24 protein-coding genes are annotated in these 24,904 nt (G+C 60.2%); 14 read left to right on the forward strand and 10 right to left on the reverse strand.

What is annotated here, in order from left to right; all coding sequences use genetic code 11:
- Positions 1-79 precede the first annotated feature (79 nt).
- The gene (locus J1G35_RS23655; protein ID WP_172681534.1) at positions 80-253 is read right to left on the reverse strand and encodes a hypothetical protein; all 174 of its coding nucleotides are present in this window, start codon (positions 251-253) and stop codon (positions 80-82) included.
- A 366-nt stretch (positions 254-619) separates the two neighbouring features.
- A complete protein-coding gene (locus J1G35_RS23660; protein ID WP_223016160.1) occupies positions 620-931 on the reverse strand; it encodes a DUF962 domain-containing protein in 312 nt (103 codons plus the stop codon).
- 162 nt (positions 932-1,093) lie between these two features.
- Here J1G35_RS23660 and J1G35_RS23665 point away from each other — a divergent pair, with 162 nt between their 5' ends.
- On the forward strand, positions 1,094-2,152 hold the full coding sequence (locus J1G35_RS23665; protein WP_053139912.1) for an AraC family transcriptional regulator: 1,059 nt from the start codon (positions 1,094-1,096) through the stop codon (positions 2,150-2,152).
- Here the strand turns inward: J1G35_RS23665 and J1G35_RS23670 are convergent.
- The 7 genes from J1G35_RS23670 to J1G35_RS23700 form a co-directional block, all read right to left on the reverse strand.
- A complete protein-coding gene (locus J1G35_RS23670) occupies positions 2,109-3,563 on the reverse strand; it encodes a TrkH family potassium uptake protein (protein ID WP_053139914.1) in 1,455 nt (484 codons plus the stop codon). The genes J1G35_RS23665 and J1G35_RS23670 overlap by 44 nt on opposite strands.
- Before the next feature lie 146 nt (positions 3,564-3,709).
- Positions 3,710-5,053, reverse strand: coding sequence for an imelysin family protein (locus J1G35_RS23675; protein ID WP_223016161.1), 1,344 nt, complete (start codon positions 5,051-5,053; stop codon positions 3,710-3,712).
- Positions 5,054-5,179: 126 nt separating this feature from the next.
- On the reverse strand, positions 5,180-7,231 hold the full coding sequence (locus J1G35_RS23680; protein ID WP_223016162.1) for a bifunctional diguanylate cyclase/phosphodiesterase: 2,052 nt from the start codon (positions 7,229-7,231) through the stop codon (positions 5,180-5,182).
- 237 nt (positions 7,232-7,468) lie between these two features.
- Positions 7,469-7,636, reverse strand: coding sequence for a hypothetical protein (locus J1G35_RS23685; protein ID WP_223016163.1), 168 nt, complete (start codon positions 7,634-7,636; stop codon positions 7,469-7,471).
- Positions 7,637-7,786: 150 nt separating this feature from the next.
- The gene (locus J1G35_RS23690) at positions 7,787-8,383 is read right to left on the reverse strand and encodes a Fe-Mn family superoxide dismutase (RefSeq protein WP_017125974.1); all 597 of its coding nucleotides are present in this window, start codon (positions 8,381-8,383) and stop codon (positions 7,787-7,789) included.
- A gap of 177 nt (positions 8,384-8,560) precedes the next feature.
- Positions 8,561-9,163: a LysE/ArgO family amino acid transporter gene (locus tag J1G35_RS23695; RefSeq protein ID WP_053139919.1), complete on the reverse strand. Its 603-nt coding sequence runs from the start codon at positions 9,161-9,163 to the stop codon at positions 8,561-8,563.
- A gap of 5 nt (positions 9,164-9,168) precedes the next feature.
- The gene (locus J1G35_RS23700) at positions 9,169-9,570 is read right to left on the reverse strand and encodes an ACT domain-containing protein (protein ID WP_223016164.1); all 402 of its coding nucleotides are present in this window, start codon (positions 9,568-9,570) and stop codon (positions 9,169-9,171) included.
- A gap of 102 nt (positions 9,571-9,672) precedes the next feature.
- On the opposite strand from J1G35_RS23700, the gene J1G35_RS23705 reads away from it, so the two are divergent.
- The 10 genes from J1G35_RS23705 to J1G35_RS23750 all read left to right on the forward strand — a co-directional run bounded on the left by J1G35_RS23705 (position 9,673) and on the right by J1G35_RS23750 (position 20,880).
- Positions 9,673-10,566, forward strand: coding sequence for a LysR family transcriptional regulator ArgP (locus J1G35_RS23705; protein WP_053139923.1), 894 nt, complete (start codon positions 9,673-9,675; stop codon positions 10,564-10,566).
- 52 nt (positions 10,567-10,618) lie between these two features.
- Positions 10,619-11,617, forward strand: coding sequence for an NAD-dependent epimerase/dehydratase family protein (locus J1G35_RS23710; RefSeq protein WP_223016165.1), 999 nt, complete (start codon positions 10,619-10,621; stop codon positions 11,615-11,617).
- Between the two features lie 127 nt (positions 11,618-11,744).
- Positions 11,745-12,590: an ATPase gene (locus J1G35_RS23715; protein WP_053139927.1), complete on the forward strand. Its 846-nt coding sequence runs from the start codon at positions 11,745-11,747 to the stop codon at positions 12,588-12,590.
- A gap of 152 nt (positions 12,591-12,742) precedes the next feature.
- Positions 12,743-14,002, forward strand: a complete 1,260-nt coding sequence (locus J1G35_RS23720) for an AGE family epimerase/isomerase (RefSeq protein ID WP_223016166.1) — start codon at positions 12,743-12,745, stop codon at positions 14,000-14,002.
- 104 nt (positions 14,003-14,106) lie between these two features.
- A complete protein-coding gene (locus tag J1G35_RS23725; protein ID WP_223016167.1) occupies positions 14,107-15,393 on the forward strand; it encodes an ABC transporter substrate-binding protein in 1,287 nt (428 codons plus the stop codon).
- Positions 15,394-15,473: 80 nt separating this feature from the next.
- Complete coding sequence (locus J1G35_RS23730; RefSeq protein WP_003175732.1) at positions 15,474-16,382, forward strand: sugar ABC transporter permease; 909 nt, start codon at positions 15,474-15,476, stop codon at positions 16,380-16,382.
- Positions 16,375-17,220 (forward strand): carbohydrate ABC transporter permease, encoded by an 846-nt coding sequence (locus J1G35_RS23735; RefSeq protein WP_034115702.1) that lies wholly within the window; start codon positions 16,375-16,377, stop codon positions 17,218-17,220. The genes J1G35_RS23730 and J1G35_RS23735 overlap by 8 nt, the downstream gene beginning before the upstream one ends.
- A 2-nt stretch (positions 17,221-17,222) precedes the next feature.
- A complete protein-coding gene (gene ugpC, locus J1G35_RS23740) occupies positions 17,223-18,383 on the forward strand; it encodes a sn-glycerol-3-phosphate ABC transporter ATP-binding protein UgpC (protein ID WP_053139934.1) in 1,161 nt (386 codons plus the stop codon).
- 201 nt (positions 18,384-18,584) lie between these two features.
- A complete protein-coding gene (locus J1G35_RS23745; RefSeq protein ID WP_053139936.1) occupies positions 18,585-19,931 on the forward strand; it encodes a carbohydrate porin in 1,347 nt (448 codons plus the stop codon).
- Positions 19,932-20,034: 103 nt separating this feature from the next.
- Positions 20,035-20,880 (forward strand): D-hexose-6-phosphate mutarotase, encoded by an 846-nt coding sequence (locus tag J1G35_RS23750; RefSeq protein ID WP_053139938.1) that lies wholly within the window; start codon positions 20,035-20,037, stop codon positions 20,878-20,880.
- Positions 20,881-20,949: 69 nt separating this feature from the next.
- Here J1G35_RS23750 and J1G35_RS23755 read toward each other — a convergent pair whose 3' ends face one another.
- Positions 20,950-21,810, reverse strand: coding sequence for a MurR/RpiR family transcriptional regulator (locus J1G35_RS23755; protein WP_170039859.1), 861 nt, complete (start codon positions 21,808-21,810; stop codon positions 20,950-20,952).
- Between the two features lie 219 nt (positions 21,811-22,029).
- On the opposite strand from J1G35_RS23755, the gene zwf reads away from it, so the two are divergent.
- The 3 genes from zwf to J1G35_RS23770 are packed head-to-tail and all read left to right on the forward strand — an operon-like array spanning position 22,030 to position 24,879.
- A complete protein-coding gene (gene zwf, locus J1G35_RS23760; protein ID WP_053139940.1) occupies positions 22,030-23,496 on the forward strand; it encodes a glucose-6-phosphate dehydrogenase in 1,467 nt (488 codons plus the stop codon).
- Positions 23,483-24,196: a 6-phosphogluconolactonase gene (gene pgl / locus J1G35_RS23765; RefSeq protein ID WP_053139942.1), complete on the forward strand. Its 714-nt coding sequence runs from the start codon at positions 23,483-23,485 to the stop codon at positions 24,194-24,196. The genes zwf and pgl overlap by 14 nt, the downstream gene beginning before the upstream one ends.
- 17 nt (positions 24,197-24,213) lie before the next feature.
- A complete protein-coding gene (locus J1G35_RS23770) occupies positions 24,214-24,879 on the forward strand; it encodes a bifunctional 4-hydroxy-2-oxoglutarate aldolase/2-dehydro-3-deoxy-phosphogluconate aldolase (protein WP_034139098.1) in 666 nt (221 codons plus the stop codon).
- Positions 24,880-24,904 lie beyond the last annotated feature (25 nt).

Below are 24,904 nucleotides of genomic sequence, written 5' to 3' on the forward strand. Positions count from 1 at the left end.
TAAAGATAGGCTGCTAATGATACCGGGGCTTGGGCTTGCGCAGGGCGGTAAAACGCAAAAACGTCAGATCAAAAAGACGTCAGGCTTGAAGGGGAGCGAGTAACTGGGTGGTGACCAGGGCGGCCAGGGCGTTTTCCTGGGTGCCGAAGCGCTTGAGCAGCAAGGCTTGTTTGTCCGCGCTGAGGCGGTTCCACACTTCGACCATCTGCAGGGCGGTGTCGAGTACAGCGGTGTCCGGGAGGGTGTCTGTCATGGCGGGTACCTCGGGGTGATTCAGGCAGTGTGGAAAGCGTTCAAAGGTACGCTTTCCACACGGTCTGGTACGGCGTCAGTCCTGGCTCTTGCTGTCGACTGGTTTTGCTTCTTTGGCCTCAGGCTGCTGTGCGCTGGCCTGCTGCGGTGTTGGCTGCTCAGTTTCGTGCAGGCTTGGGAAGGGGAGATTAGGTATCTCGTGCATCGTCGTCGCTCCTTGCAAAGTCTGTTTTTTCAATCGCAGGTGATTCCGCGCTCTCAAAAAGCCTTGGCAGGATACAGCACTGTAAATGACAAAAAGACTTTTATATGGCCGGGTGTACGAACCTTTTATCGTTTTTACGCAAGTGACAAGAGGTCACACCGTTCAGAAGGGCACCTTGCCCAGGATCATGTCGCGGTACATCACAAAATCCCCCAGCAGGCTATAGAACGGGTGCTGAAAGGTCGCCGGACGGTTTTTTTCGAAGAAGAAGTGGCCGATCCAGGCAAAGCTGTAACCGGCAATCGGCACGGCCAGCAACAGCCCCAGGGAACCCCTGCCGATGGCATAGGCCAGAATGCCGATCACCATGGTGGTACCGATAAAGTGCAGGCGTCGGCAGGTGCTGTTGCCGTGTTCAGTCAGGTAATAGGGGTAAAACTCGGCAAAGCTATTGAATCGCTTGAGGTTTTCCACTGCGGCCGGCCCTTTGATTGTTGTGCCGCCCAACAGATGTTCGGCGGGGAGCTTATTTGAGTCTAGAGTGATCAGTGGTAACAGCCAGTGACAATAGATGCCACTTTAGTATCCTTGGCTTTCCTGGCTGCCGTTTTAAGCCTGCTTTATTAAGAAGACGCCATGAGCGAACGAACAACTTCTGCAAGCTGGGCGATGGGGATAGTCAAGGCACTGGAAATGGACGGCCTGGATTGCCGCGCCTTGTTCAAGCAACTGGGCCTGGACTACTCCGCGCTGAGTGACCCCGATGCACGGTTCCCCCAAGACGCTATGACCCGCCTGTGGACGCGTGCGGTCGAGCTGTCGGGCAACCCGGCGATTGGCCTGAACATGGGCAAGGTGGTGCGCCCGGCGTCGTTTCATGTGGCTGGGTATGCGCTGATGTCCAGTAACACCCTGGCCGAAGGTTTTATGCGCCTGGTGCGTTACCAACGGATCATCGCTGAAAGCGCCGACTTGAGTTTTCGACTATTAGCCGAAGGTTATGCGCTGATTCTGACGGTGCATGGCGATCATCTTCCGCCGACCCGACAAAGCGCCGAAGCCTCCCTGGCCAGTGCGTTGGCGCTGTGCGGCTGGTTGACCGGACGCACCCTGCAACCGCGCAAAGTGCTGTTGCAAGGCGAGCAACCGGCGGACCTGGCCCCTTACAAACAGGCGTTCCATGCCCCGCTGGAGTTCAATGCGGCGTATGACGCGCTGATCTTCGAGCGCGCCGACATGGACGCGCCGCTGCCCACGGCCAACGAAGCCATGGCGCTGTTGCACGATCGATTTGCCGGTGAGTACCTGGCGCGCTTCTCGGAAAGCCGCGTGACCCACAAGGCCCGGCAGGTGCTGTGCCGGTTGCTGCCCCAGGGCGAACCCAAGCGCGAAGTGGTGGCCCAGACCCTGCACCTGTCACAGCGCACGTTGCAGCGGCGCTTGCAGGAAGAGGGCACCAGTTTCCAGACTCTGCTCGACGACACCCGCCGCGAATTGGCCGAACAGTACCTGGCGCAGCCGAGCATGACCCTGCTGGAAATTGCCTACCTGCTGGGCTTTGCCGACCCGAGCAACTTCTTTCGCGCGTTTCGCCGCTGGTTCGATGCCACGCCCGGCGAGTACCGGGCGCGGCTGCAGGAAGCGTCGACGGTCAGTGACGCCAGAACGCAGGAATGCACAGAACAAAGACTGTGATGATTTCCAGTCGGCCCAGCAGCATGCCCAGCGACAGGATCCACTTGGCTGCATCCGGCAGGCTGGCGAAGTTGCCGGCCGGACCGATGGTTTCCCCAAGCCCCGGGCCGACACCCGACACGGTACTGGCGGCGCCGGTAAGTGCGGTCATCCAGTCCAGGCCCAGCAGTGACAGCGCCAGTGCAATAGCGCAGATGGTGATAGCGAAGAAAAACGAAAAGGTCAGGATCGACCGCACAATCTCTTCGTCGAGACGATGGCCGTTGTACTTCTGCTTGATCACCGCACGCGGGTGAATCAGTTGGTTCAAGTTGGCCTTGAGCAGGATATAGGCGACCTGGAAGCGGAAGATCTTGATACCGCCCGCCGTGGAGCCCGAACAGCCACCGATAAAGCCCAGGTAGAAGAACAGCATCAGTGAGAAATTGCCCCACAGGCTGTAGTCCCCGAGTGCAAAACCAGTCGTCGTCACCACCGAGGTGACGTTCAACGCTACATGGCGCAACGCATCCAGCCAGTGCAGGTTGGTGGTCCACCAGTACCAGGTGCCGAGCACCAGCCAGGTCACGACCAGCAATCCGAGCAGACCCTGCACCTGCTGGTCTTTGATCAGCGCCCGGCGGTTGCCACGCAGCGTGGCCACATACAGGGTGAACGGCAAGCTGCCGAGGATCATCACCACCACTGCAACCCAGTGCACTGCCGGTTGTTTCCAGTGCGCCAGGGACTCGTCGGAGGTGGAGAATCCGCCGGTGGAAATCGCCGACATCGCGTGGTTGATCGCATCGAACAAGCCCATGCCGGCCCACCAGAAGGCCAGGCTGCCGAGGATGGTGATGCCGACGTAGGCCGCCACGATCAGCCGCGCCACCATGTGCGAGCGGGGCATGACTTTTTCCGAGCGGTCCGAGGATTCGGTCTGGAACAGGCGCATGCCACCAATGCGCAGCAGCGGCAGGATCGCCACCGCCATGCCGATAAAGCCGATGCCGCCGAGCCAGTGCAGCAGCGAGCGCCATATCAAAATGCCTGGCGACATGTTGTCCAACCCGCTCAGCACCGTGGATCCGGTGGCGGTGATGCCGGACATGCTTTCGAAAAACGAGTCGGTGTAGCTGATGTGCTGGGTCAGCAAGAACGGCAGCGCAGCGAACACGCACACCACTACCCAACTCGTTACGGTAAGCAGGTACATGTCCCGCGGGCGCAGGTGCACATGCTCGGGGCGACCGGGGATGACCAGGGCCAGGCCGGCGACAAAGGTGATCAAGCTGGCCCACAGGAATGAGGGCAGATCGCGGGTGCGTTCGAAAATCACCAGCGTGGCCATGGGCACGACCATGGCGATCGCGAGGGTGATCAGGAAGATGCCGATGATGAAACCGATGATGCGGAGAGTCGGCAACGCCATGAAGTTCGCTCGGGATAGGGCAGAGGCGCCATTCTACCTGGGGTGCAGGGCATGTAAACCGGGCCTTGAAAGCGACGCAAATCAAATGTGGGAGGGGGGGTAAAAAAAAGGCGACCCGAAGGTCGCCTCATTCAACGCGGCACGGATCAGAACTCGTGATCAGCGTTATCCGGGTTCAGGTCGCTGATGCCCAGCTTGCCAGCAGCGGCTTCGATCGAACCGGTCTGCTTGACCAGCGAGGCAATCGCGTCACGCACAATCTGGTTGCCCGCCTCGTTACCGGCCGCGATCAGTTGGTCGTAGTGTTCACCCTTCGCGGCGTGATCAACCATGACCTGGATCTTCGCTTCGGTCGCTGCCAGGTCCGCTTTCAGTGCGGTATCGGCAGCCGGATCGGCCTTGGCCACCAGGGAGGACAGGCTGGCGCCGGTCATTTTGGTGCCGTCGACGCGGGTGTACTCGCCCAGGTAGACGTTGCGGATACCCTTGGCGTCGTAGAAGTGCGAGTAGTGGGTGTTGTCACTGAAGCAGTCCTGTTCGTCTTCCGGCGAGTTGGCTTCCAGGGAAACCTTCATGCGCTCACCGGCCAGTTCGCCCAGGGACAGGCTGCCCATGCCGAACAACATTTTGCGCAGGCCGTCGGTGGCAGGTTCTGCCTCCAGGGTGGCGCGGTAGTTGTCTTCGACGTTGGGTTTCCAGTTGCCGACCATTTCCTGCAGGTCGCTGACCAGCAGTTGGGTCACGGCGCTCAGGTAGGCACGGCGGCGCTCGTTGTGGCCGCCGGTTGCGCCGTCGCCGGTCAGGTAGTCCGACGCAGGACGGTTGCCGGCGCCTGGGCCGGTGCCGTTCAGGTCCTGGCCCCAGAGCAGGAATTCGATGGCGTGGTAGCCGGTGGCGACGTTGGCTTCGGAACCGCCCAGCTCATTGAGGCTGGCGAGTTTTTCCGGGGTGATGTCCTTGACGTCGACCTTGTCTTCGCCGATCTGAACTTCGGTGTTGGCGATGATGTTGGCGTTAGCGCCTGGGTTACCCAAGGCGTGCTCGTAGGATTTGTCGACGTAGTCGATCAGGCCTTCGTCCAAGGGCCAGGCGTTAACCTGACCTTCCCAGTCGTCAATGATGGTGTTGCCGAAGCGAAACACTTCGCTCTGCAGGTACGGCACACGAGCGGCAATCCAGGCGGTGCGTGCGGCTTTCAGGGTTTCGTCGTTCGGCTTGGCGAGGAACGCGTCGATCGCGGTTTGCAGGGTTTTCGCCGTGGACTCGGCATCGCTGTAGACCGCGAAGACCATGTCTGCGTAATGCGCGACCACGGCCTTGGCAGCGGCTTCGTCGACCTGGCCGGCAGGGGTGGCAGCCGCTGGAGCGGTAGTGCTGGCAGCCGGGGTCGGCGCCTGGTTGGCTGCGGCCTTGTCTTTACCTTCGCCGCAACCGGCGAGAGAAATGGCAATGGCCAGCAGACTGGCGGTGGCCAGGGGCATACGAATCATGGCGAACATCCTGCTTCGGTTGTTGATGGGCGCGCGGGGGTCGCGCAAAACTGCGACATAATGCGAAAGATTTGCATTTTGTGTAAAGGGTTATGCGCGGGAAATATTCAGTTTCGTTTTGCCCGATCAGAGAATCGCCGCGCTATTGCGCTCGGCCTGCTTCAAAAATGCCGCCAGCTCCCGCGCCGGCAAGGGTTTGCTGTAATAGTAGCCCTGACCTTCATGGCAGCCCTCGGAGATGATGTAAGCCTCCTGCTCTGCGGTTTCCACGCCTTCTGCGATGACCTGCATGCCCAGGCTTTTGCCCAGTTGGATAATCGCGCGAACGATGGTGGCGTCGTCATCGTCGTCCAGCAGGTCCTGGACGAAGCTCTTGTCGATCTTGATCTTATCCAGCGGCAGGCTTTTCAAATAACTCAAGGATGAGTAACCGGTGCCGAAGTCATCGATGGCGATCAACGCCCCGGAGCGGCGCAGGCTCAACAGGTGTTGGGCGGCGGTGCTGATGTCTTCCATCAGGCCGGTCTCGGTGACTTCCAGTTCCAGGCTGCGCGGCGGCAGGCGGTAGATCTGCATCAGGTTGTTGACCACCCGTGGCAACTCGGTGTGGTGCAACTGTACGGTGGACAGGTTGACCGCCATGCGCAGTTCGGTGAAGCCCTGGTCATGCCATTCACGCAGTTGTCGGCAGGCCTGGTCCAGTACCCACTCGCCAATCGGGATAATGGTGCCGTTCTGTTCGGCCAGCGGGATAAACAGGTCCGGCGGCACCAGGCCGTGTTCCGGGTGCTGCCAGCGGATCAGGGCTTCCACGCCCACCACGCGTTGGTCGCGATAGCTGATCTGCGGCTGATAGACCAGGTGAAACTGGCTGCGGCCCAGGGCGTCGCGCAGGTCTTTTTCCAGTTCACGGCGGCGGCGCATTTCGCTGTCGACGCTGGCGATATAGAACTGATAGCGGTTGCGTGAGCGGCTTTTGGCCAGGGTCATAGTCTGTTCGGCTTTTTGCAGCAGCTTCTCGGTGCTGTCGCCGTCTTCAGGAAACAAGGTGATGCCGATGGTGGCGCGCAGGCGAATTTCCTCGTGGTCGAGGGCGAACTCTGCCTCCAGGTCGTCGAGGATACTTTGCGCCAGTTCGGCCGCTTCGTAGGGCTGGTCGATATCGGCCTGTACCAGCGCGAATTGGTCGCCACCCAGGCGGGCGAGGGCGCCGAGGCGGCCGCTGTGGGCGCGCAGGCGGTCGGCCAGGGCCAGCAACAATTTGTCGCCGGCCTGGTAGGTGAACTGTTCGTTGACGCTTTTGAAGTCATCCAGCCCTACGCATAACACCGCTACGCGGCGCTGGCGGCGGCCAGCGTCGATGAGGATCTTGTCCAGTTGCTCCTGCAGTTTCTGCCGGTTTGGCAGGCCGGTGAGGAAATCGTATTGGGCCATGCGCAGCAGGCTGGATTCCGCCTCATGGCGCAGGTGCGTATTGCGCTCGATGGACTCCAGCAACTGGTTGGCGGTATTGATCCACAACCCCAGTTCGTTGCGCTCGTGGCCCTTGAGCTGCGGGATCTTGTGTTCGCTGGGGCGGTCCGGGTTGATCGAGGTCAGATGCTCGATAATCCGTGACAGCGGCTTGGTCAGCAGCCAGTGGTAGACCAGGTACAGCACCAGGCCCATGGCGAGGGCGCGCAGTACGCCGGAAATGAAGATGATCACCGAATTGACGATAAATCCCTGACCGTAGGTGGCGGTGTCGAGGGTGATACTCAGGTCGCCGTAATACTCGCTGTAGGGGCCTTTGCCGACCAATGCGGTGGTAAACGTGCGTTCCTGGCCAAGAATCAGGTCGGTCAGCCAGCGGCTGGGGGATTGCTGCAAGGTGCGGCTTTTCTCCGCCAGCATGGTTTCGTTGGGATGCCCGATGGATGCCATGCGCACCGCATCGTCCTGAAACAGCCCTTCGATCACCTGCATGCCCATTTCACGGTCCAGGCTGTAGACGGCCTGGGTCGAGGGGTCGCGAAACATGTCCAGAATGCGCTGGGCATCGCCAGCCACGGCCTGGCGTGTCTTGTAGGCATCGAAAACGATCTGCGCCACGCTCAGCGCCACGCCCACGATCAACGCCGACAGGAGCACAACCCGTAGCAACTTCACCGACAAGCTGTTCTTGAGTTCCAGCTTCAAAGGGGCATTCCTTGTCTCATGCGGGTGGCCTTCAATATGCCATGAGTATTGGCAATCTAGTGATGGCAGTCAAAGGGACATTGGGGCAAAAGCTCAATTGACGCTTTGGCTTGACCGGCATTGAGTCGCGCCAACGCAGGTCGGTACCTGGCAGGTGCGAATAAAGAGTGGGCGTACTGCGCAAATATTGACGGGAGCGAAGGCGGAGCAGGCCCCGCCTTCTGTCAGGAGGCGATATTAAAAATTAAACGGACCCAGCGGTTTTGGCACTTCTCCTGCGACCTTTTTGACGGCATCTGTTGTATCCATGACTTTGCTTGCCAGATCCGCTGCACCTTTTGCTATATCCATACCGGTACCAAAAAGCTTCGCTGCCATTGGAATTGCACTCAATAACGGAACCATCGTAATTCTCCACCTTTAGTTGAGAGGTTTATCCCTCCGGCAATTTGAGTGGGGAATTATTACCGTTGAGTTCCAATAGTCCGACTGCCTTGGGGACAGTACCCAAAAAAAGCCCGGCAATCGCCGGGCTCTTTCTACTGCAAGGGGGGCTTAGGCAGTGAAGGTCTTGCCTTCGAACTGCTCAGCCACGAACTTCCAGTTGACCAGGTTCCAGAACGCTTCCACATACTTTGGACGCACGTTGCGGTAGTCGATGTAGTAGGCGTGTTCCCACACGTCGCAGGTCAGCAGCGGGGTGTCGCCGCTGGTCAGCGGGTTGCCGGCGCCGATGGTGCTGGCCAGGGCCAGGGAACCGTCAGCCTTTTTCACCAGCCAGCCCCAACCGGAACCGAAGGTACCGACGGACGTCTTGGTGAATTCTTCCTTGAACTTGTCGAACGAACCGAACGCAGCGTTGATGGCTTCAGCCAGCGCGCCGGTCGGTTGGCCGCCGGCGTTTGGCGCCAGGCAGTTCCAGTAGAAGGTGTGGTTCCAGACCTGAGCGGCGTTGTTGAAGATGCCGCCCGAAGAGGATTTAACGATCTCTTCCAGGGTCTTGCCTTCGAACTCGGTGCCAGGCACCAGGTTGTTCAGGTTCACGACATAGGTGTTGTGGTGCTTGTCGTGGTGGAACTCCAAGGTTTCCTTGGAGATATGCGGCTGCAGGGCATCGTGTGCGTAGGGCAGCGGCGGCAATTCGAAAGCCATGATGATTCTCCTAATCAGGTCAGTTGCGGTGAGCGCAAGGCCGATCACGGGCGGCCAAACAAGCGCCGGGGAGTTTGTACTCTTTGCGGCGCAGGGGCAGGATCATAGCACCGGGGGTGCGGCAAAACCACGCAACAACTGTGTGGGATAGAGGTTCCAGAGCCTTTTGGAATAAGTTCACGGCGCGCTTATTAATTGATAGGCCACGCTGAACATCATCACCGCTACCAACAGGTCCAACAGGCGCCATGTCGTCGGGCGTGCCAGCCACGGCGCCAACCAGGCTGCGCCGAGTGCCAGGGTGGCGAACCACAGGAACGATGCACTCGCGGCCCCGGCCACGTAGGCGCCGGGTTCGGTCTGTTGCGCCCCCAGTGAGCCGATCAGCAGAACAGTGTCCAGGTACACATGAGGATTGAGCAACGTTACCGCCAATGCGCTGAGCAACACGGCGCGCAATGAACGGACCTTGAGGTTGCCTCCTTGCTCCAGGCTCTGTGTCGAAAACGCCCGGCGCAACGCCAGGGTGCCGTACCACAACAGGAACGCCGCGCCGCCCCAGCGGGCAATTGCCAGCAGCAACGGGTTTTGCGCCAGCACCGTGGCCAGGCCGAATACCCCGGCCGCCACGAGCAAGGCGTCACACACCACGCACAACGCCGCCACCGGCAGGTGATGTTCACGGCGCAGGCTTTGCGCCAATACAAAGGCGTTTTGCGTGCCGATGGCCATGATCAACCCCAGGGCCACCAATAGTCCGTTCAGATAACTTTGCCACATAACCATTACTCCGAAGTCGCTGCCAGTTGACGCAATACGTCCATGGCTCGCTGGGCGTCCGCGCGGCCAACGAACAGGTGGTCGTGGTAATAGCCGGCAATCACGTTGCAACTGATGCCGGCTTTGCTCAGTGCGCTGGCGAACGCCGCCGTCAAGCCCACGGCTTGCAGTGCCGAATGCACATTCAGGGTGATCCACGCCGCGATGTAGTCGAACGCCAGGCCAGCCTTCTCCGCCTGCTGCCTCTCCAGGATCAGCGTCAGCCCTTCCTGTTCGCGAAAGCTGCCGATCACCTCGCAATCGGTCGGGATGCGATTGTCAGGCAGGGTGCAGAACACGTAGTCACCTTCATTAAGCTGCGGGCTCATGCTGCGCAGCAGGGTTGCCAGGGCGGTTTCGCCAGCCATGCAAGGGATCCTTAATAAGAAGAGAGAAGCAAGGCTGGCTATTCTCACGGGCCAGGCTGTATAAGAAAAACCAATATTGCTGATCGCTCATTAGAGAAACTGATGTTCGACTATAAATTGCTTTCCGCCCTGGCGGCGGTGGTGGAACAGGCCGGCTTCGAGCGCGGTGCCCAGGTATTGGGCTTGTCGCAATCGGCGATTTCCCAGCGCATCAAACTGTTGGAAGCACGCATCGGCCAGCCGGTGCTGGTGCGGGTGACACCGCCGACGCCCACCGATATTGGTCGGCGGCTGCTTAACCATGTGCAGCAGGTGCGGTTGCTGGAGCGCGACCTGCAAAGCCAGGTGCCGGCGTTGGATGACGAAGGCATGCCCGAGCGCCTGCGCATCGCCCTGAATGCCGACAGCCTGGCCACTTGGTGGGCCGAGGCGGTCAGTGATTTTTGTGCCGAGCAGCATCTGCTCCTGGACCTTGTCGTAGAGGACCAGACGGTGGGCCTCAAGCGCATGCGCGCCGGTGAGGTGGCCGCCTGTATTTGTGCCAGCGAACGCCCGGTGGCCGGCGCTCGCAGCCTGTTGCTGGGGGCCATGCGTTATCGGGCGCTGGCCAGCCCAGCCTTTATTGCCCGGCATTTCCCCCAAGGCGTGCGCGCCGATCAACTGGCGCGCACACCGGCACTGGTGTTTGGCCCGGATGATTTCCTGCAGCATCGCTACTTGGCGTCCCTGGGCGTGGACGGAGGTTTCGAACACCATTTATGCCCATCGTCCGAAGGCTTTATCCGCCTGGCGGAGGCTGGGCTCGGGTGGGGGCTGGTGCCTGAATTGCAGGTGCGCGACCAGTTGGAAACGGGCGTGCTGGTCGAGTTATTGCCAGATAAGCCCATCGATGTGCCGTTGTACTGGCATCATTGGCGCAGCGGTGGGCAGCTGTTGGGCCTGTTGACCAACCATCTGGCCCAGGCCTGTGGACAATGGTTGGTGCCGTTGGACTGACGGCGGTCGTCAAGGCAACAGCGATGAAAAATGAAAGAACACGGGGTAATACATGAAGATTCTGGTCACCGGCGCAAGCGGCTTCATCGGCGGGCGCTTTGCGCGCTTCGCCCTGGAGCAGGGGCTCGACGTACGGGTCAACGGGCGACGCGCCGAAGGGGTGGAGCACTTGGTCCGGCGCGGTGCCGAGTTTATCCAGGGTGATCTGAATGATGCCAACCTGGTGCGCGACCTGTGCCGCGATGTCGAAGCCGTGGTGCATTGCGCCGGTGCTGTTGGGCTGTGGGGGAAGTATCAGGACTTCCATCAAGGCAACGTGCTGGTGACTGAAAACGTTGTCGAAGCCTGCCTCAAGCAGCGCGTTGGCCGTCTGGTCCACCTGTCGTCGCCGTCGATCTACTTTGACGGGCGCGATCACTTCGGGCTGACGGAAGAGCAAGTCCCTAAGCGTTTCAAACACCCTTACGCCGCCACGAAGTACCTGGCCGAGCAGAAGGTGTTCGGCGCCCAGGAGTTCGGCCTGGAAGTGCTGGCCCTGCGCCCGCGTTTTGTGACCGGCGCCGGGGACATGAGCATTTTCCCGCGCCTGTTGAAAATGCAGCGCAAAAACCGTCTGGCCATCGTCGGCGATGGCCTGAACAAGGTGGATTTCACCAGCATTCACAACCTTAACGAAGCCTTGCTCAGCAGTTTGCTGGCCCCAGGGTCTGCGCTGGGCAAGGCCTATAACATCAGCAACGGCGCGCCGGTGCCGGTGTGGGATGTGGTGAACTACGTGATGCGCCAGATGGAGCTGCCCCAGGTCACCCGGTATCGGTCCTACGCCTTGTCCTACAGCGTGGCGGCATTGAACGAGGCAGTCTGTGCCCTGTGGCCGGGACGACCGGAGCCGTCGTTGTCGCGGCTGGGGATGCAGGTTATGAACAAAGATTTCACCCTCGACATCAGCCGAGCCAGGCATTATCTGGATTACGAGCCTAAAGTCAGCCTGTGGACCGCCCTCGACGAGTTTTGCAGTTGGTGGAAGGCCCAGGATCCCGGGCTCAAGTAAGGTCACAACAGGCAACACATCGGGAACCGAATTCCAGGTTCCGGGTCGATCAGTGCGGCGGGGTTGCGGTTTATACTCCCGCCGCTCGGCTTTGCAGCCAGCTAACTCACCGATTCAGGGTTGATTCATGCGTAACGATGCTAAAGACGATTTCGACAACGTTCCCAGCCTGCGGGCTGATCACGGGGATGACGATGATTTCGAGCCTTCCCCAGCCACTTCCGTACGTTCGCGCACGACGCCTGTGGTCAAGGTCAAGGGGCCCAGCACCGGCCCGCTGTGGGCATTGATCGGCGCACTGCTGATCGCGTTTACCGGCCTGGCCTGGTGGAGCTTCCAGCAGATCTCGCTGATGGGCCAGCAGTTGGTCGCCACCCAGGAAAGTTTTGCGCGCATCAGCGAAGAAGCGGCGGGGCGCCTGCAGGACATTTCCGGCAAGGTCGTCGCCAGTGAAGCCAGCGTGAACAACGGCAGCGAAGCGCTGAAACTGCAGATCAAACAGCTCGAAAGTCAGTTGCTGGAGCAGGGTAAACAGCAGCTCGGCGTTGCTGGCCAGGCCACCGAGCTGGACACGCGGCTGGCGAAAATGACCGCCAGCACCACTGAGCTGTCGAGCGCCAATGCCAAGCTGCAAGGCCAGGTGCAAGCCTTGACCGATGCCGTGGCGAGCCTGAAGGCGGCGCAGGGTGATGCCGGCAAGCACGATGCCGAGATAAAGGAATTGGTCGCAGATGTTGCCGCCTTGAAAAAACAAGGTAACCCGAGCGCGGCCATAGCCCGTCTTGAGCAGGATCTGGTGGTACTCAAAAGCGCCCAGGACAGCCAGCCGGCCAACAGCGATGCGCCGACGAATAAAGAGTTCGACGTGTTTCGCATCCAGACCACCCGCAATATCACCACCTTGCAAAGCCAGGTGCAGAACCTGAACCAGCGCCTGAATGCGCCTGCGGCCGTCACGCCGCTCGGCCAGTAATATCGGGCTTGTGGCAAGCTTGCTCGCCACAGGCCGCCTAAGCGGCTTGAATGTCACCGTCTGGTGACATTTCCCATCCCCTTCGTTACTTGCCCCCACCTCACCCTTGTTTAGACTCCGGGTCATCCCACAAAAAATAATAAGGGCCACCCATGACCACGCAACCACTGCCTGCCAGCAGTTGGCTGAATGCACCTGCCCATCACGCTTGGCTCGCCGCCGAAGGCCAGCGCCTGCTGGCATTCGCCAAGGCCTCTTGTCTGCCTGAGGGTTTTGGCAATCTCGACGACAAAGGCCAATTGCCGGCCGATGCCCACGCCGAAACCATGAATACCGCACGCATGACCCACAGCTTCGCCATGGCCCATGCCATGGGGTTGCCGGGTTATGCCGACCTGGTGGCGCACGGTGTTGCGGCCCTGAGCGGGCCTTTGCGCGACAGCGAACACGGCGGCTGGTTTGCCACGCCCCAGGCCCTGGATGGCAACACCGGCAAGGCTGCCTACCTGCACGCCTTTGTCGCCCTGGCGGCCAGCTCAGCGGTGGTGGCGGGCGCGCCCGGGGCACAAAACCTGCTCAACGACGCTATCCATATCATCGACCAGTTCTTCTGGAGCGAAGAGGGAGGCGTGATGCTCGAATCGTTTGCCCGGGACTGGAGCGGCGTTGAAGCCTATCGCGGCGCCAACAGCAACATGCACGCCACCGAAGCCTTCCTGGCCCTGGCCGATGTCACCGCTGACACACGTTGGCTGGACCGCGCCCTGCGCATCGTCGAGCGGGTGATTCATACCCACGCCGCCGCCAATCAGTTCATGGTGATCGAGCATTTCGACGCTCAGTGGAAATCCCTGCTCGATTACAACGAAGACAACCCCGCCGACGGCTTCCGCCCCTATGGCATCACCCCCGGCCACGGTTTTGAGTGGGCGCGGCTGGTGCTGCACCTGGAAGCGGCACGCCAGCAGGCCGGGCTGGCCACGCCGGATTGGCTGGTGAGCGACGCCAAGGGCCTGTTCGCCAGCGCCTGCGAATATGCCTGGGCCGTGGATGGCGCTCCCGGCATCGTCTACACCCTGGACTGGAACCAGCGCCCGGTCGTGCGTGAGCGTCTGCACTGGACCCACGCTGAAGCCAGCGCTGCTGCCCAGGCCTTGCTTAAACGCACGGGTGAGTTGCATTACGAAACCTGGTACCGGCGTTTCTGGGAGTTTTGCGACACCCATTTCATCGACCGTATCCACGGCAGCTGGCACCACGAACTCAGCCCGCACAACCAGCCCAGCAGCAACATCTGGGGCGGCAAACCGGACCTGTACCATGCCTGGCAAGCGGTAGTGCTGCCTGCACTGCCTTTGGCGCCAAGCATGGCCAGCGCTTTAAGTGCTGGGGGTTATGTCACCAAGTGGTGACATTTGTGCATCCCTTTGTTACCTGCGCTCGAAAAAACCATGTTTAAACTCCGTGCAGCGCAAGCTCTAGACTTGCATGCATAACAACAAGAAAAGGTATTCAGATGAACGCGATTAATCGCCTCGCCGTAGCTATTTCCGTTGCCTCGTTGTTTCCCCTCAGTGTATTTGCCGCCGACTCCAAAGGTACGGTTGAAGTTGTGCATTGGTGGACCTCGGGTGGCGAAAAAGCGGCTGTAGATGTCCTGAAGGCCCAAGTAGAGAAAGACGGCTTTACCTGGAAAGACGGTGCCGTCGCAGGTGGTGGTGGCGCCACGGCCATGACCGTGCTGAAAAGCCGCGCGGTTGCCGGCAACCCGCCAGGCGTTGCCCAGATCAAAGGCCCTGACATCCAGGAATGGGCGTCCACCGGCCTGCTTGACACCGACGTCCTCAAAGACGTGGCCAAGGCAGAAAAATGGGACTCCCTGCTCGACAAGAAAGTCTCCGACACCGTGAAGTTCGACGGTGACTACGTCGCCGTACCGGTCAACATCCACCGCGTGAACTGGCTGTGGATCAACCCGGAAGTCTTCAAGAAAGCCGGTATCACCAAGAACCCAACCACCCTCGAAGAATTCTACGCAGCCGGCGACAAGCTCAAGGCCGCGGGCTTCATTCCGCTCGCCCACGGTGGCCAGCCTTGGCAGGACAGCACCGTCTTCGAAGCGGTCGTCCTGTCGGTAATGGGCGCCGATGGCTACAAGAAAGCCCTGGTCGACCTGGATAACGCTGCGCTGACCGGCCCTGAAATGGTCAAGTCCCTGACCGAGCTGAAGAAAGTTGCGACCTATATGGACGTCGACGGCAAAGGCCAGGACTGGAACCTCGAAGCCGGCAAGGTCATCAACGGCAAGGCCGGCATGCAGATCATGGGTGACTGGGCCAAATCCGAATGGACCGCCGCCAAGAAAGTCGCCGGCAAAGACTACGAGTGCGTAGCCTTCCCGGGCACCGACAAAGCCTTCACCTACAACATCGACTCCCTGGCGGTGTTCAAGCAGAAAGACAAAGGCACTGCCGCTGGCCAGCAGGACATCGCCAAAGTCGTGCTGGGTGAAAACTTCCAGAAAGTCTTCAGCATCAACAAGGGCTCGATCCCGGTTCGTACCGACATGCTCAATGAAATGGACAAGCTCGGCTTCGACTCCTGCGCCCAGACTGCGGCCAAGGACTTCCTGGCTGACGCCAAGAGCGGCGGCCTGCAGCCAAGCATGGCACACAACATGGCCACTACCCTGGCCGTGCAAGGCGCGTTCTTTGATGTCGTGACCAACTACATCAACGACCCGAAAGCCGACCCGGCCGACACCGCCAAGAAACTCGGCGCTGCGATCAAGTCTGCCAAGTAACGGTTGACCTTGTGAGGGGGCCCCCTGACCCCTCACAAGGCGTGCTTCTGTAGTCCTTTTTCCCTGTATTGGATTTTCCCATGAGTTCTGTTGCTGTGTTCAGCAAAGCCTCGCCGTTCGATGCACTGCAGCGCTGGCTACCCAAACTGGTGCTGGCGCCCAGCATGTTCATCGTGTTGGTGGGCTTCTACGGTTACATCCTGTGGACGTTTGTGCTCTCGTTCACCACGTCTACGTTCCTGCCGAGCTACAAATGGGCGGGTCTTGCGCAATACGAACGGTTGTTCGACAACGACCGCTGGTGGGTGGCGAGCAAGAACCTGGCGCTTTTCGGCGGGATGTTTATCGGCATCACCTTGGTGATCGGCGTGACCCTGGCGATTTTCCTCGACCAGAAAATCCGCCGCGAAGGTTTTATCCGCACCATTTACCTGTACCCGATGGCGCTCTCGATGATCGTCACCGGTACCGCCTGGAAATGGCTGCTCAACCCGGGCATGGGCCTGGACAAACTCCTGCGTGACTGGGGCTGGGAAGGCTTCCGTCTCGACTGGCTGATCGACCCGGACCGCGTGGTCTATTGCCTGGTGATTGCTGCTGTGTGGCAAGCCTCCGGTTTCATCATGGCGATGTTCCTCGCCGGCCTGCGTGGCGTTGATCAGTCGATCATCCGTGCCGCCCAGATCGACGGCGCAAGCCTGCCGCGCATCTACTGGAGCGTGGTGCTGCCCAGCCTGCGTCCGGTGTTTTTCAGTGCGGTGATGATCCTGGCGCACATTGCGATCAAGAGCTTCGACCTGGTGGCGGCCATGACGGCTGGTGGCCCGGGCTACTCGTCCGACCTGCCCGCGATGTTCATGTACTCGTTCACCTTCAGCCGTGGCCAGATGGGCATGGGCTCGGCCAGTGCAATCCTGATGCTCGGTGCGATCCTCGCGATCATCGTGCCTTACCTCTACTCCGAGCTGAGGACCAAGCGTAATGACTAGTCTCGCTGCCAAACCTGCCATCAGCCTGAGCCGCATCGCGATCTACGCGGTGTTGATCCTGGCTGTGTTGCTGTACCTGGTACCGCTGGTGGTGATGCTGCTCACCAGCTTCAAGACCCCGGAAGACATCAGCACCGGCAACCTGCTGAGCTGGCCCACCGTGGTCAGCGGCATCGGCTGGGTCAAGGCCTGGGCCACGGTGGATGGCTACTTCTGGAACTCGATCAAGATCACCGTGCCGGCCGTGCTGATTTCCACCGCCATCGGCGCGTTGAACGGCTATGTGCTGTCGTTCTGGCGCTTCCGTGGTTCGCAGTTGTTTTTCGGCCTGCTGTTGTTCGGCTGCTTCCTGCCGTTCCAGACCGTGCTGCTGCCGGCGTCGTTCACCCTCGGCAAGATGGGCCTGGCGAGCACCACCACTGGCCTGGTGTTTGTGCACGTTGTGTACGGCCTGGCGTTCACCACGCTGTTCTTCCGTAACTACTACGTGAGCATTCCGGATGCGCTGATCAAGGCGGCACGCCTGGATGGTGCCGGTTTCTTCACGATCTTCCGTCAGATCATTCTGCCGATGTCCACCCCGATCATCATGGTCTGCCTGATCTGGCAGTTCACCCAGATCTGGAACGACTTCCTGTTCGGTGTGGTGTTCTCCAGTGGCGACTCCCAGCCCATCACGGTGGCGCTGAACAACCTGGTCAACACCAGCACCGGGGCCAAGGAATATAACGTGGATATGGCGGCGGCGATGATCGCCGGGCTGCCGACCCTGCTGGTCTATGTGATCGCAGGCAAGTATTTCGTGCGCGGCCTGACGGCCGGCGCGGTCAAGGGGTAATCATGGCTACGCTTGAACTTCGCAATGTAAACAAGACCTATGGCGCCGGCCTGCCCGACACCTTGAAGAACATCGAACTGTCGATCAAGGAAGGTGAGTTCCTGATCCTGGTCGGCCCTTCGGGTTGCGGTAAGTCCACGCTGATGAACTGCATCGCGGGCCTGGAGACCATCACCGGCGGCGCAATCATGATCGGCGACCAGGACGTCAGCGGCATGAGCCCCAAGGACCGTGACATCGCCATGGTGTTCCAGTCCTATGCGCTGTACCCGACCATGAGCGTGCGCGAGAACATCGAGTTCGGCCTCAAGATCCGCAAGATGCCCCAGGCCGACATCGACGCCGAAGTTGCGCGCGTGGCCAAGCTGCTGCAGATCGAACACCTGCTCAACCGCAAGCCAGGCCAGCTCTCCGGTGGCCAGCAACAGCGTGTGGCCATGGGCCGGGCCCTGGCGCGTCGGCCGAAGATCTATCTGTTCGACGAACCGCTGTCTAACCTCGACGCCAAGCTGCGCGTCGAGATGCGTACCGAAATGAAACTGATGCACCAGCGCCTGAAAACCACCACCGTCTACGTGACCCACGACCAGATCGAAGCGATGACCCTGGGCGACAAGGTGGCGGTGATGAAGGACGGCATCATCCAGCAGTTCGGCACGCCGAAAGAGATTTACAACAACCCGGCCAACCAGTTCGTGGCGAGCTTCATCGGTTCGCCGCCGATGAACTTCGTGCCCCTGCGCCTGCAACGCAAGGACGGCCGCCTGGTAGCCCTGCTCGACAGCGGTCAGGCCCGTTGCGAACTGCCGCTGGCGATGAACGACGCCGGCCTGGAAGACCGCGATGTAATCCTCGGCCTGCGCCCGGAGCAAATCATGCTGGCGGCGGGTGAGGGCAATGGTTCGTCGAGTATTCGTGCCGAAGTCCAGGTCACCGAACCCACCGGCCCGGACACCCTGGTATTCGTGCAACTGAATGACACCAAGGTCTGCTGCCGCCTGGCGCCCGATGTGGCACCGCAGGTGGGCGAGACCCTGACGCTGCAATTCGATCCGGCCAAGGTGTTGCTGTTCGACGCCAAGACGGGCGAGCGCCTGGGCACTGCTGCTTCAGTGCCAACGCAAGGGCATGCCGATAACGTGGCTCAGTTCAAGGGCCGCTGAACACTGTAGGAGCGAGCTTGCTCGCGAAGGTCGTCAACGATAACGCGGGCATCCTGGATAAACGCGTTGACCTTGAGTTTTTCGCCAGCAAGCTCGCTCCTACAGGTGTAGGGCGAACGAGATAAGTAGTTGTTTTAATTAAAAAATGTAACCCGCGTTAGATAAAAACAGTTTAATAACAATAAAGACGAGGATGTAGGGATGAAAAAGCAACACAACAACACCCGGCTGATCTGCCAACTGTCAGCAGCAGCAGCCCTTGTACTGTCCGCCAATGCGATGGCGGCCGATGCATTCAGTGCCGATTCCAAGTGGATGACCGGCGATTGGGGCGGTGAGCGTACCAAGCTGATCGAGCAAGGTATCGACATCAAGGCTGACTACGTAGGGGAAATGGGCGCCAACCTGCGCGGCGGCTACAACAACGACAGAACCGGCCGTTACTCCGACCAGTTCGGGTTGGGCGTAGCGCTGGACCTGCAAAAGCTGTGGGGCTGGGATAACACCCAGGCCAAGATCCAACTGACTAACCGTAATGGCCAGAACATCTCCAACGACCGCATTGGCGACCCGCGTGCCGGCACGCTGAGTTCGTCCATGGAAGTCTACGGTCGCGGCCACATGGTCCGTCTGACCCAGTTCTGGATTCAGCACCAGATGTTCGACAACAAGCTGGACGTGAAGCTCGGCTACTTCGGTGAAGGCGAAGACTTCAACACCTTCCCGTGCGACTTCCAGAACCTGTCGTTCTGTGGCTCCCAGGTCGGTAACTATGTAAACACCTGGTACAACTGGCCGGTCAGCCAGGCCGCGATCCGCGTGAAGTACAACATCACGCCTGAGCTGTATGCGCAGATCGGTGCGTACAACCAGAATCCATCGCAGTTGGAGCACGGCAACGGCTTCAAACTCAGCGGCAGCGGCACCAAGGGCACCGTGATTCCGGTTGAGTTGGTCTGGTCGCCGAAGGTTAATAACCTGCCGGGCGAATACCGTGTGGGTTACTACAAGAGCGCCGCCGACGCTGCTGACGTTCGTGAAGACGTCAATGGCAACGATGCTGCCACCACGGGCGCGGCCTACCGTACCCACAGCAGCAAAAAAGGCTACTGGTTCGTTGCCCAACAGCAACTCACCAGCCATAACGGCGACGCTTCCCGTGGCTTGAACATCGCTGCCAACGCGACCTTCCACGATAAGGAAACCAACCTGGTCGACAACTATCAGTCGATCATGCTGGTGTACAAGGGCCCATTCGACGCGCGTCCAAAAGATGACGTCGGCATTGGCGCTGCGCGTCTGCACGTCAACGATGACGTGAAGAAAAACGCCGAACTGCTTAACGTCGCGAATGGCGTGGCCGACTACGACAACCCGCTGTTCTCGCCGATCCGCGAAACCGAGTACAACTTCGAAATCAACTACGGCTTCCACGTCACCAACTGGCTGACCGTGCGTCCCAACCTGCAATACGTTGTCCAACCGGGCGGCGTGGATAAAGTCGACAACGCGCTGGTGGCGGGCCTGAAAATTCAGTCTACGTTCTAACGCTGTTGCGATAAGCTCCTTCTCTCTGTGCGCATTTTGCGGATAGCCATGGCTATCCGCTTTTTTTTGGGTGGCACTGTGACGATATTCAGGACCGTGGCACATGCATGAGCAACCGCTGCAACGCTTTTTCAAATCCCTGCGCGAGCGTCCGGTGTTCGCCTGGGAGCGCTTTCAGATGCGCGACGTGTTGGTGATCGACCATCCGCTGTGCCAGGCGGTGTTCAGTCGCCAGGGCGCGCAACTGTTGCATTTCCAACCCCGTGGCCAGAAACCCTGGCTGTGGTGCGCGGCCAAGTGGCCGCAAGTCGGCGCCATCCGTGGCGGCGTGCCGGTGTGCTGGCCGTGGTATGGCCGCCATCCGAGCGAAAACGCGTGGCCGTCCCATGGTTGGGCGCGGTTGATCGACTGGAAACTGCTCGACAGCAGCACCGACGACGACGGCGTGCGCCTGCACTGGCAATTGCAGCTGTGCGATTGGCAGGTCGACCTGCACGCGCACCTGGGCGATACCCTGGAGCTGCGCCTGAGCACCGAGCATCAGGACGAGTTGCCGTGCCAATTGAGCCACGCTTTGCACGCCTACTGGCGTATTGGTCACGTCGATGAGATAGCGCTGTCTGGGCTCGACGGCGCGCACGGTTACGACCAGCTCAATCGCCAGGCGTGCCAGCAAGAAGGCGAGTTGCGCGTCGACGGCGGGTGCCAGCGGGTGTTCCAGCACGACGGCGAACTACAGCTTAAGGATCATGCCTGGCAGCGCGAACTGTGCATCGACACCGGCGACAGCGCCGACACCGTGGTATGGCATCCCGGCAGCCGGCCGCTGCTGGGGGTGAGCTTTAACGAGGCGTCGGGGTTTGTGTGTGTCGAGTCGGCGATGGCCGGGGCGAGTCTGGCGCCGGGGGAGAGGGCGCATCTCAGTTTGCAGGCGCGGGCTGGGGTTTAGCGGTGTGGTTGATGGCCTCATCGGGGGCTTGCCGCCGATGAGGCCAGTGAAGCCAACACACAGGCTGGCTTAGTTAAACTCATCCCCAACCGGATACCGGCTGTCATTCAAACTCTCTTTGATCTTGCGCAGATGCGGCTGGAAATCTACCCCACGGCGCAAAGTCATGCCGGTCGCCAACACATCCAGCACCGTCAATTGGATGATCCGCGAGGTCATCGGCATATAGATGTCGGTGTCTTCCGGCAGCGGAATATTCAGGCTTACGGTACTGGCCTTGGCCAACGGCGAGTTCTCGGCGGTTACGCCCAGCACTGACGCACCGTTTTCCCGGGCGATACGCGCCACTTCCACCAGTTCGCGGGTGCGACCGGTGTAGGAAATGATCACGAACAGCTCGCCCGTGTGGGCCACCGAGGCGATCATGCGTTGCATCAGCACGTCGGCGTGGGCGGTGACCGCCAGGTTGAAGCGGAAAAACTTGTGCAGCGCGTCCATGGCCACCGGCGCCGAAGCACCGAGGCCGAAGAAGTGGATCTGCCGCGCCTGGATCAACAGGTCCACGGCCTTGCTGATCAGGGCCGGGTCCAGGGCCTGGCAGGCGCTGTCCAGGGAGGCGATGGCGCTGCCAAAGATCTTCTGGGTGTAGGCCTCAGGGTTATCATCGGCCTCCACGGCGCGGCTGACGTACGCTGCGCCACTGGCCAGGCTTTGCGCCAACTGCAATTTAAGTTCAGGGTAACCGCTGACGCCGAACGAACGGCAGAAACGGTTGACCGTCGGTTCACTGACCGAGGCGGCTTGGGCGAGGGCTGCGATGGAGAAGCGGGTCGCCTGCTGCGGGTTGAGCAGGATGACCTCGGCCACTTTTTTCTCAGCCTTGTTCAATTCTTCGAGGCGGTTCCGGATCTGTTCCAGAAGATTTCGCACGCGGTCCATTCAGTCTTTCCTTCGGGCGACGATGCAAATAAAGGGCGGCAACCAATCGACGAGTGGCCCTTTGCGGTGGCCTATCCTACTGAGGGTAGCTGAACACCACCACTCGGAATGCGTATTTCGGGAAAATGTTGTGGTTATTACTACATTTTTCCTTGAGTGATGCCTTGAAAAAAGGTATTTGTAGCTTAACTTGATAAAAGAACAAACATCATGCCTTCGATAACCGTAGAACCCTGCACCTTTGCCCTGTTTGGCGCCTTGGGTGATCTGGCGCTGCGCAAGTTATTTCCTGCCCTCTATCAACTCGATGGCGCCGGGCTCCTGCACGACGACACCCGCATCCTGGCCCTGGCCCGTGAAGCCGGTTCCGAGCAGCAACACCTGGCCCATATCGAAAAAGAATTGCGTAAATACGTCGACAAGGAACTGGACGAGAGCATCGCCCAGCGTTTCCTGGCGCGCCTGACCTATGTCCATGTCGACTTCATGAAAGCCGACGACTACGTGGCCCTGGCTGAACTGGCCGGCACCGAACAGCGCCTGATCGCCTACTTCGCCACGCCTGCGGCGGTGTACGGCGCAATCTGCGAGAACCTGTCCAAGGTCGGCCTGGCGGAAAACACCCGCGTCGTGCTGGAGAAACCCATCGGTTCGGACCTGGAATCCTCGCGCAAGGTCAACGACGCCGTGGCGCAGTTTTTCCCGGAAAACCGCACTTACCGCATCGACCACTACCTGGGCAAAGAGACCGTCCAAAACCTGATCGCCCTGCGTTTCGCCAACAGCCTGTTCGAAACCCAGTGGAACCAGAACTACATCTCCCACGTGGAAATTACCGTGGCCGAGCAGGTCGGTATCGAAGGCCGTTGGGGCTATTTCGACAAGGCCGGCCAGCTGCGCGACATGATCCAGAACCACTTGCTGCAGCTGTTGTGCCTGATCGCCATGGACCCGCCGGCCGACCTGTCCGCCGACAGCATCCGTGACGAGAAGGTCAAGGTGCTCAAGGCCCTGGCGCCGATCAGCCCGGATGGCCTTACCACTCAGGTGGTGCGTGGCCAGTACATCGCCGGCTACAGCGCTGGCAAGCCGGTGCCGGGTTACCTGGAAGAAGAGAATTCCAACACCCAGAGCGACACCGAAACCTTCGTCGCGCTGCGGGCCGATATCCGTAACTGGCGTTGGGCCGGGGTGCCGTTCTACCTGCGCACTGGCAAGCGTATGCCGCAGAAGCTTTCGCAGATCGTCATCCACTTCAAGGAACCGTCTCATTACATCTTCGCCCCCGAGCAGCGTTTGCAGATCAGCAACAAGTTGATCATCCGCCTGCAGCCGGACGAAGGTATTTCCTTGCGCGTGATGACCAAGGAGCAGGGCCTGGACAAGGGCATGCAACTGCGCAGCGGACCTCTGCAACTGAATTTTTCCGACACCTATCGCAGCGCACGCATCCCCGATGCCTACGAGCGGTTGTTGCTGGAAGTGATGCGCGGCAATCAGAACCTGTTTGTTCGCAAAGATGAAATCGAAGCCGCGTGGAAGTGGTGTGACCAGTTGATCGCCGGGTGGAAAAAATCCGGTGATGCGCCCAAGCCGTATGCGGCGGGGTCCTGGGGGCCGATGAGCTCGATTGCACTGATCACGCGGGATGGGAGGTCTTGGTATGGCGATATCTGAATTGAAACTGCCTCGGGGCGTGACTGCCCACGAGTACCGCACGCCTGTGCTGCTGGCGGACGGCCTGGCCAATGACGTGGCTGAACAACTGCGCGCGGCCATCAGTGCCCGTGGCGAGGCAACCCTGGTGGTGTCCGGTGGCCGCAGCCCCGTGGCGTTTTTCCAGAACCTGGCCAAGCAAGGCCTGGACTGGTCAAAAGTCACCATCACCCTCGCCGATGAGCGCTGGGTGCCGGTTGAACACGCCGACAGCAATGCCGGCCTGCTAAAGCAGCACTTGTTGCAAGGCCCGGCGGCCAAGGCCAAGTTTCTCAGCCTGTACAGCGCTGCGGCCAATCTTGATGACGCTGCCGAGCAGGCTGATCGCCTGCTGGCGGAGTTGCCAGCCATTGATGTGCTGGTGCTGGGCATGGGCGATGACGGCCACACCGCATCGCTGTTTCCCGACAGCCCGAACCTCAACGAAGCCCTGCAGGCCGACGGTACCCGCCGTTGCTGGCCAATGCTGGCGCCGACCGTGCCGCACCAGCGCCTGACCATGAGTCGCGCGTTGCTGGCCACGGCCCACTACACCGTGCTGTCGATTTCCGGCAGTTCGAAGTTGACTACCTTGAGCGCCGCGCTGGCCAGTGACGACGTTGCTGCCATGCCGATTCGCGCGTTTTTGCAACCTACTTTAGAGATTTACTGGTGCCCATGAGCCAAGGATCAGCCGCTATGAAAAGCCCTCAACCGACCGTGTCCATGGCGGATAAAGTTGCCCTGATCGACAGCCTCTGCGCCAAGGCGCGGATCCTGCCGGTGATCACCATCGCCCGCGAACAGGACATCCTGCCGCTGGCCGATGCCCTGGCAGCCGGTGGTCTGACCGCATTGGAAGTGACCCTGCGTTCCGAGTTCGGCCTCAAGGCCATTCAGGTCCTGCGCGAGCAGCGTCCTGAACTGTGCACCGGCGCCGGTACCGTACTCGACCGCCACATGCTTGAAGCGGCGGAAGTGGCTGGTTCGCAATTTATCGTTACTCCCGGCATTACCCGCGACCTGCTGGAAGCCTCGGTGCACAGCCCGATTCCTTTACTGCCAGGCATCAGCAACGCCTCCGGCATCATGGAAGGCTATGGCCTGGGCTACCGCCGCTTCAAGCTGTTCCCGGCCGAAGTCAGCGGTGGCGTTGCTGCGATCAAGGCCCTGGGCGGCCCGTTCGGCGAAGTGAAGTTCTGCCCGACCGGCGGCGTCGGTCCGGCCAACATCAAGAGCTACATGGCGTTGAAAAACGTGATGTGCGTGGGCGGCAGCTGGATGCTCGACCCTGAGTGGATCAAGAACGGCGACTGGGCCCGCATCCAGGAAGTGACCGCGCAGGCGTTGGCGCTGCTGGATTGATCTGATTTATCGAATCGTTGTTGCT

It is taken from the genome of Pseudomonas sp. SH10-3B (assembly GCF_019891415.1).
Taxonomy (GTDB): domain Bacteria; phylum Pseudomonadota; class Gammaproteobacteria; order Pseudomonadales; family Pseudomonadaceae; genus Aquipseudomonas.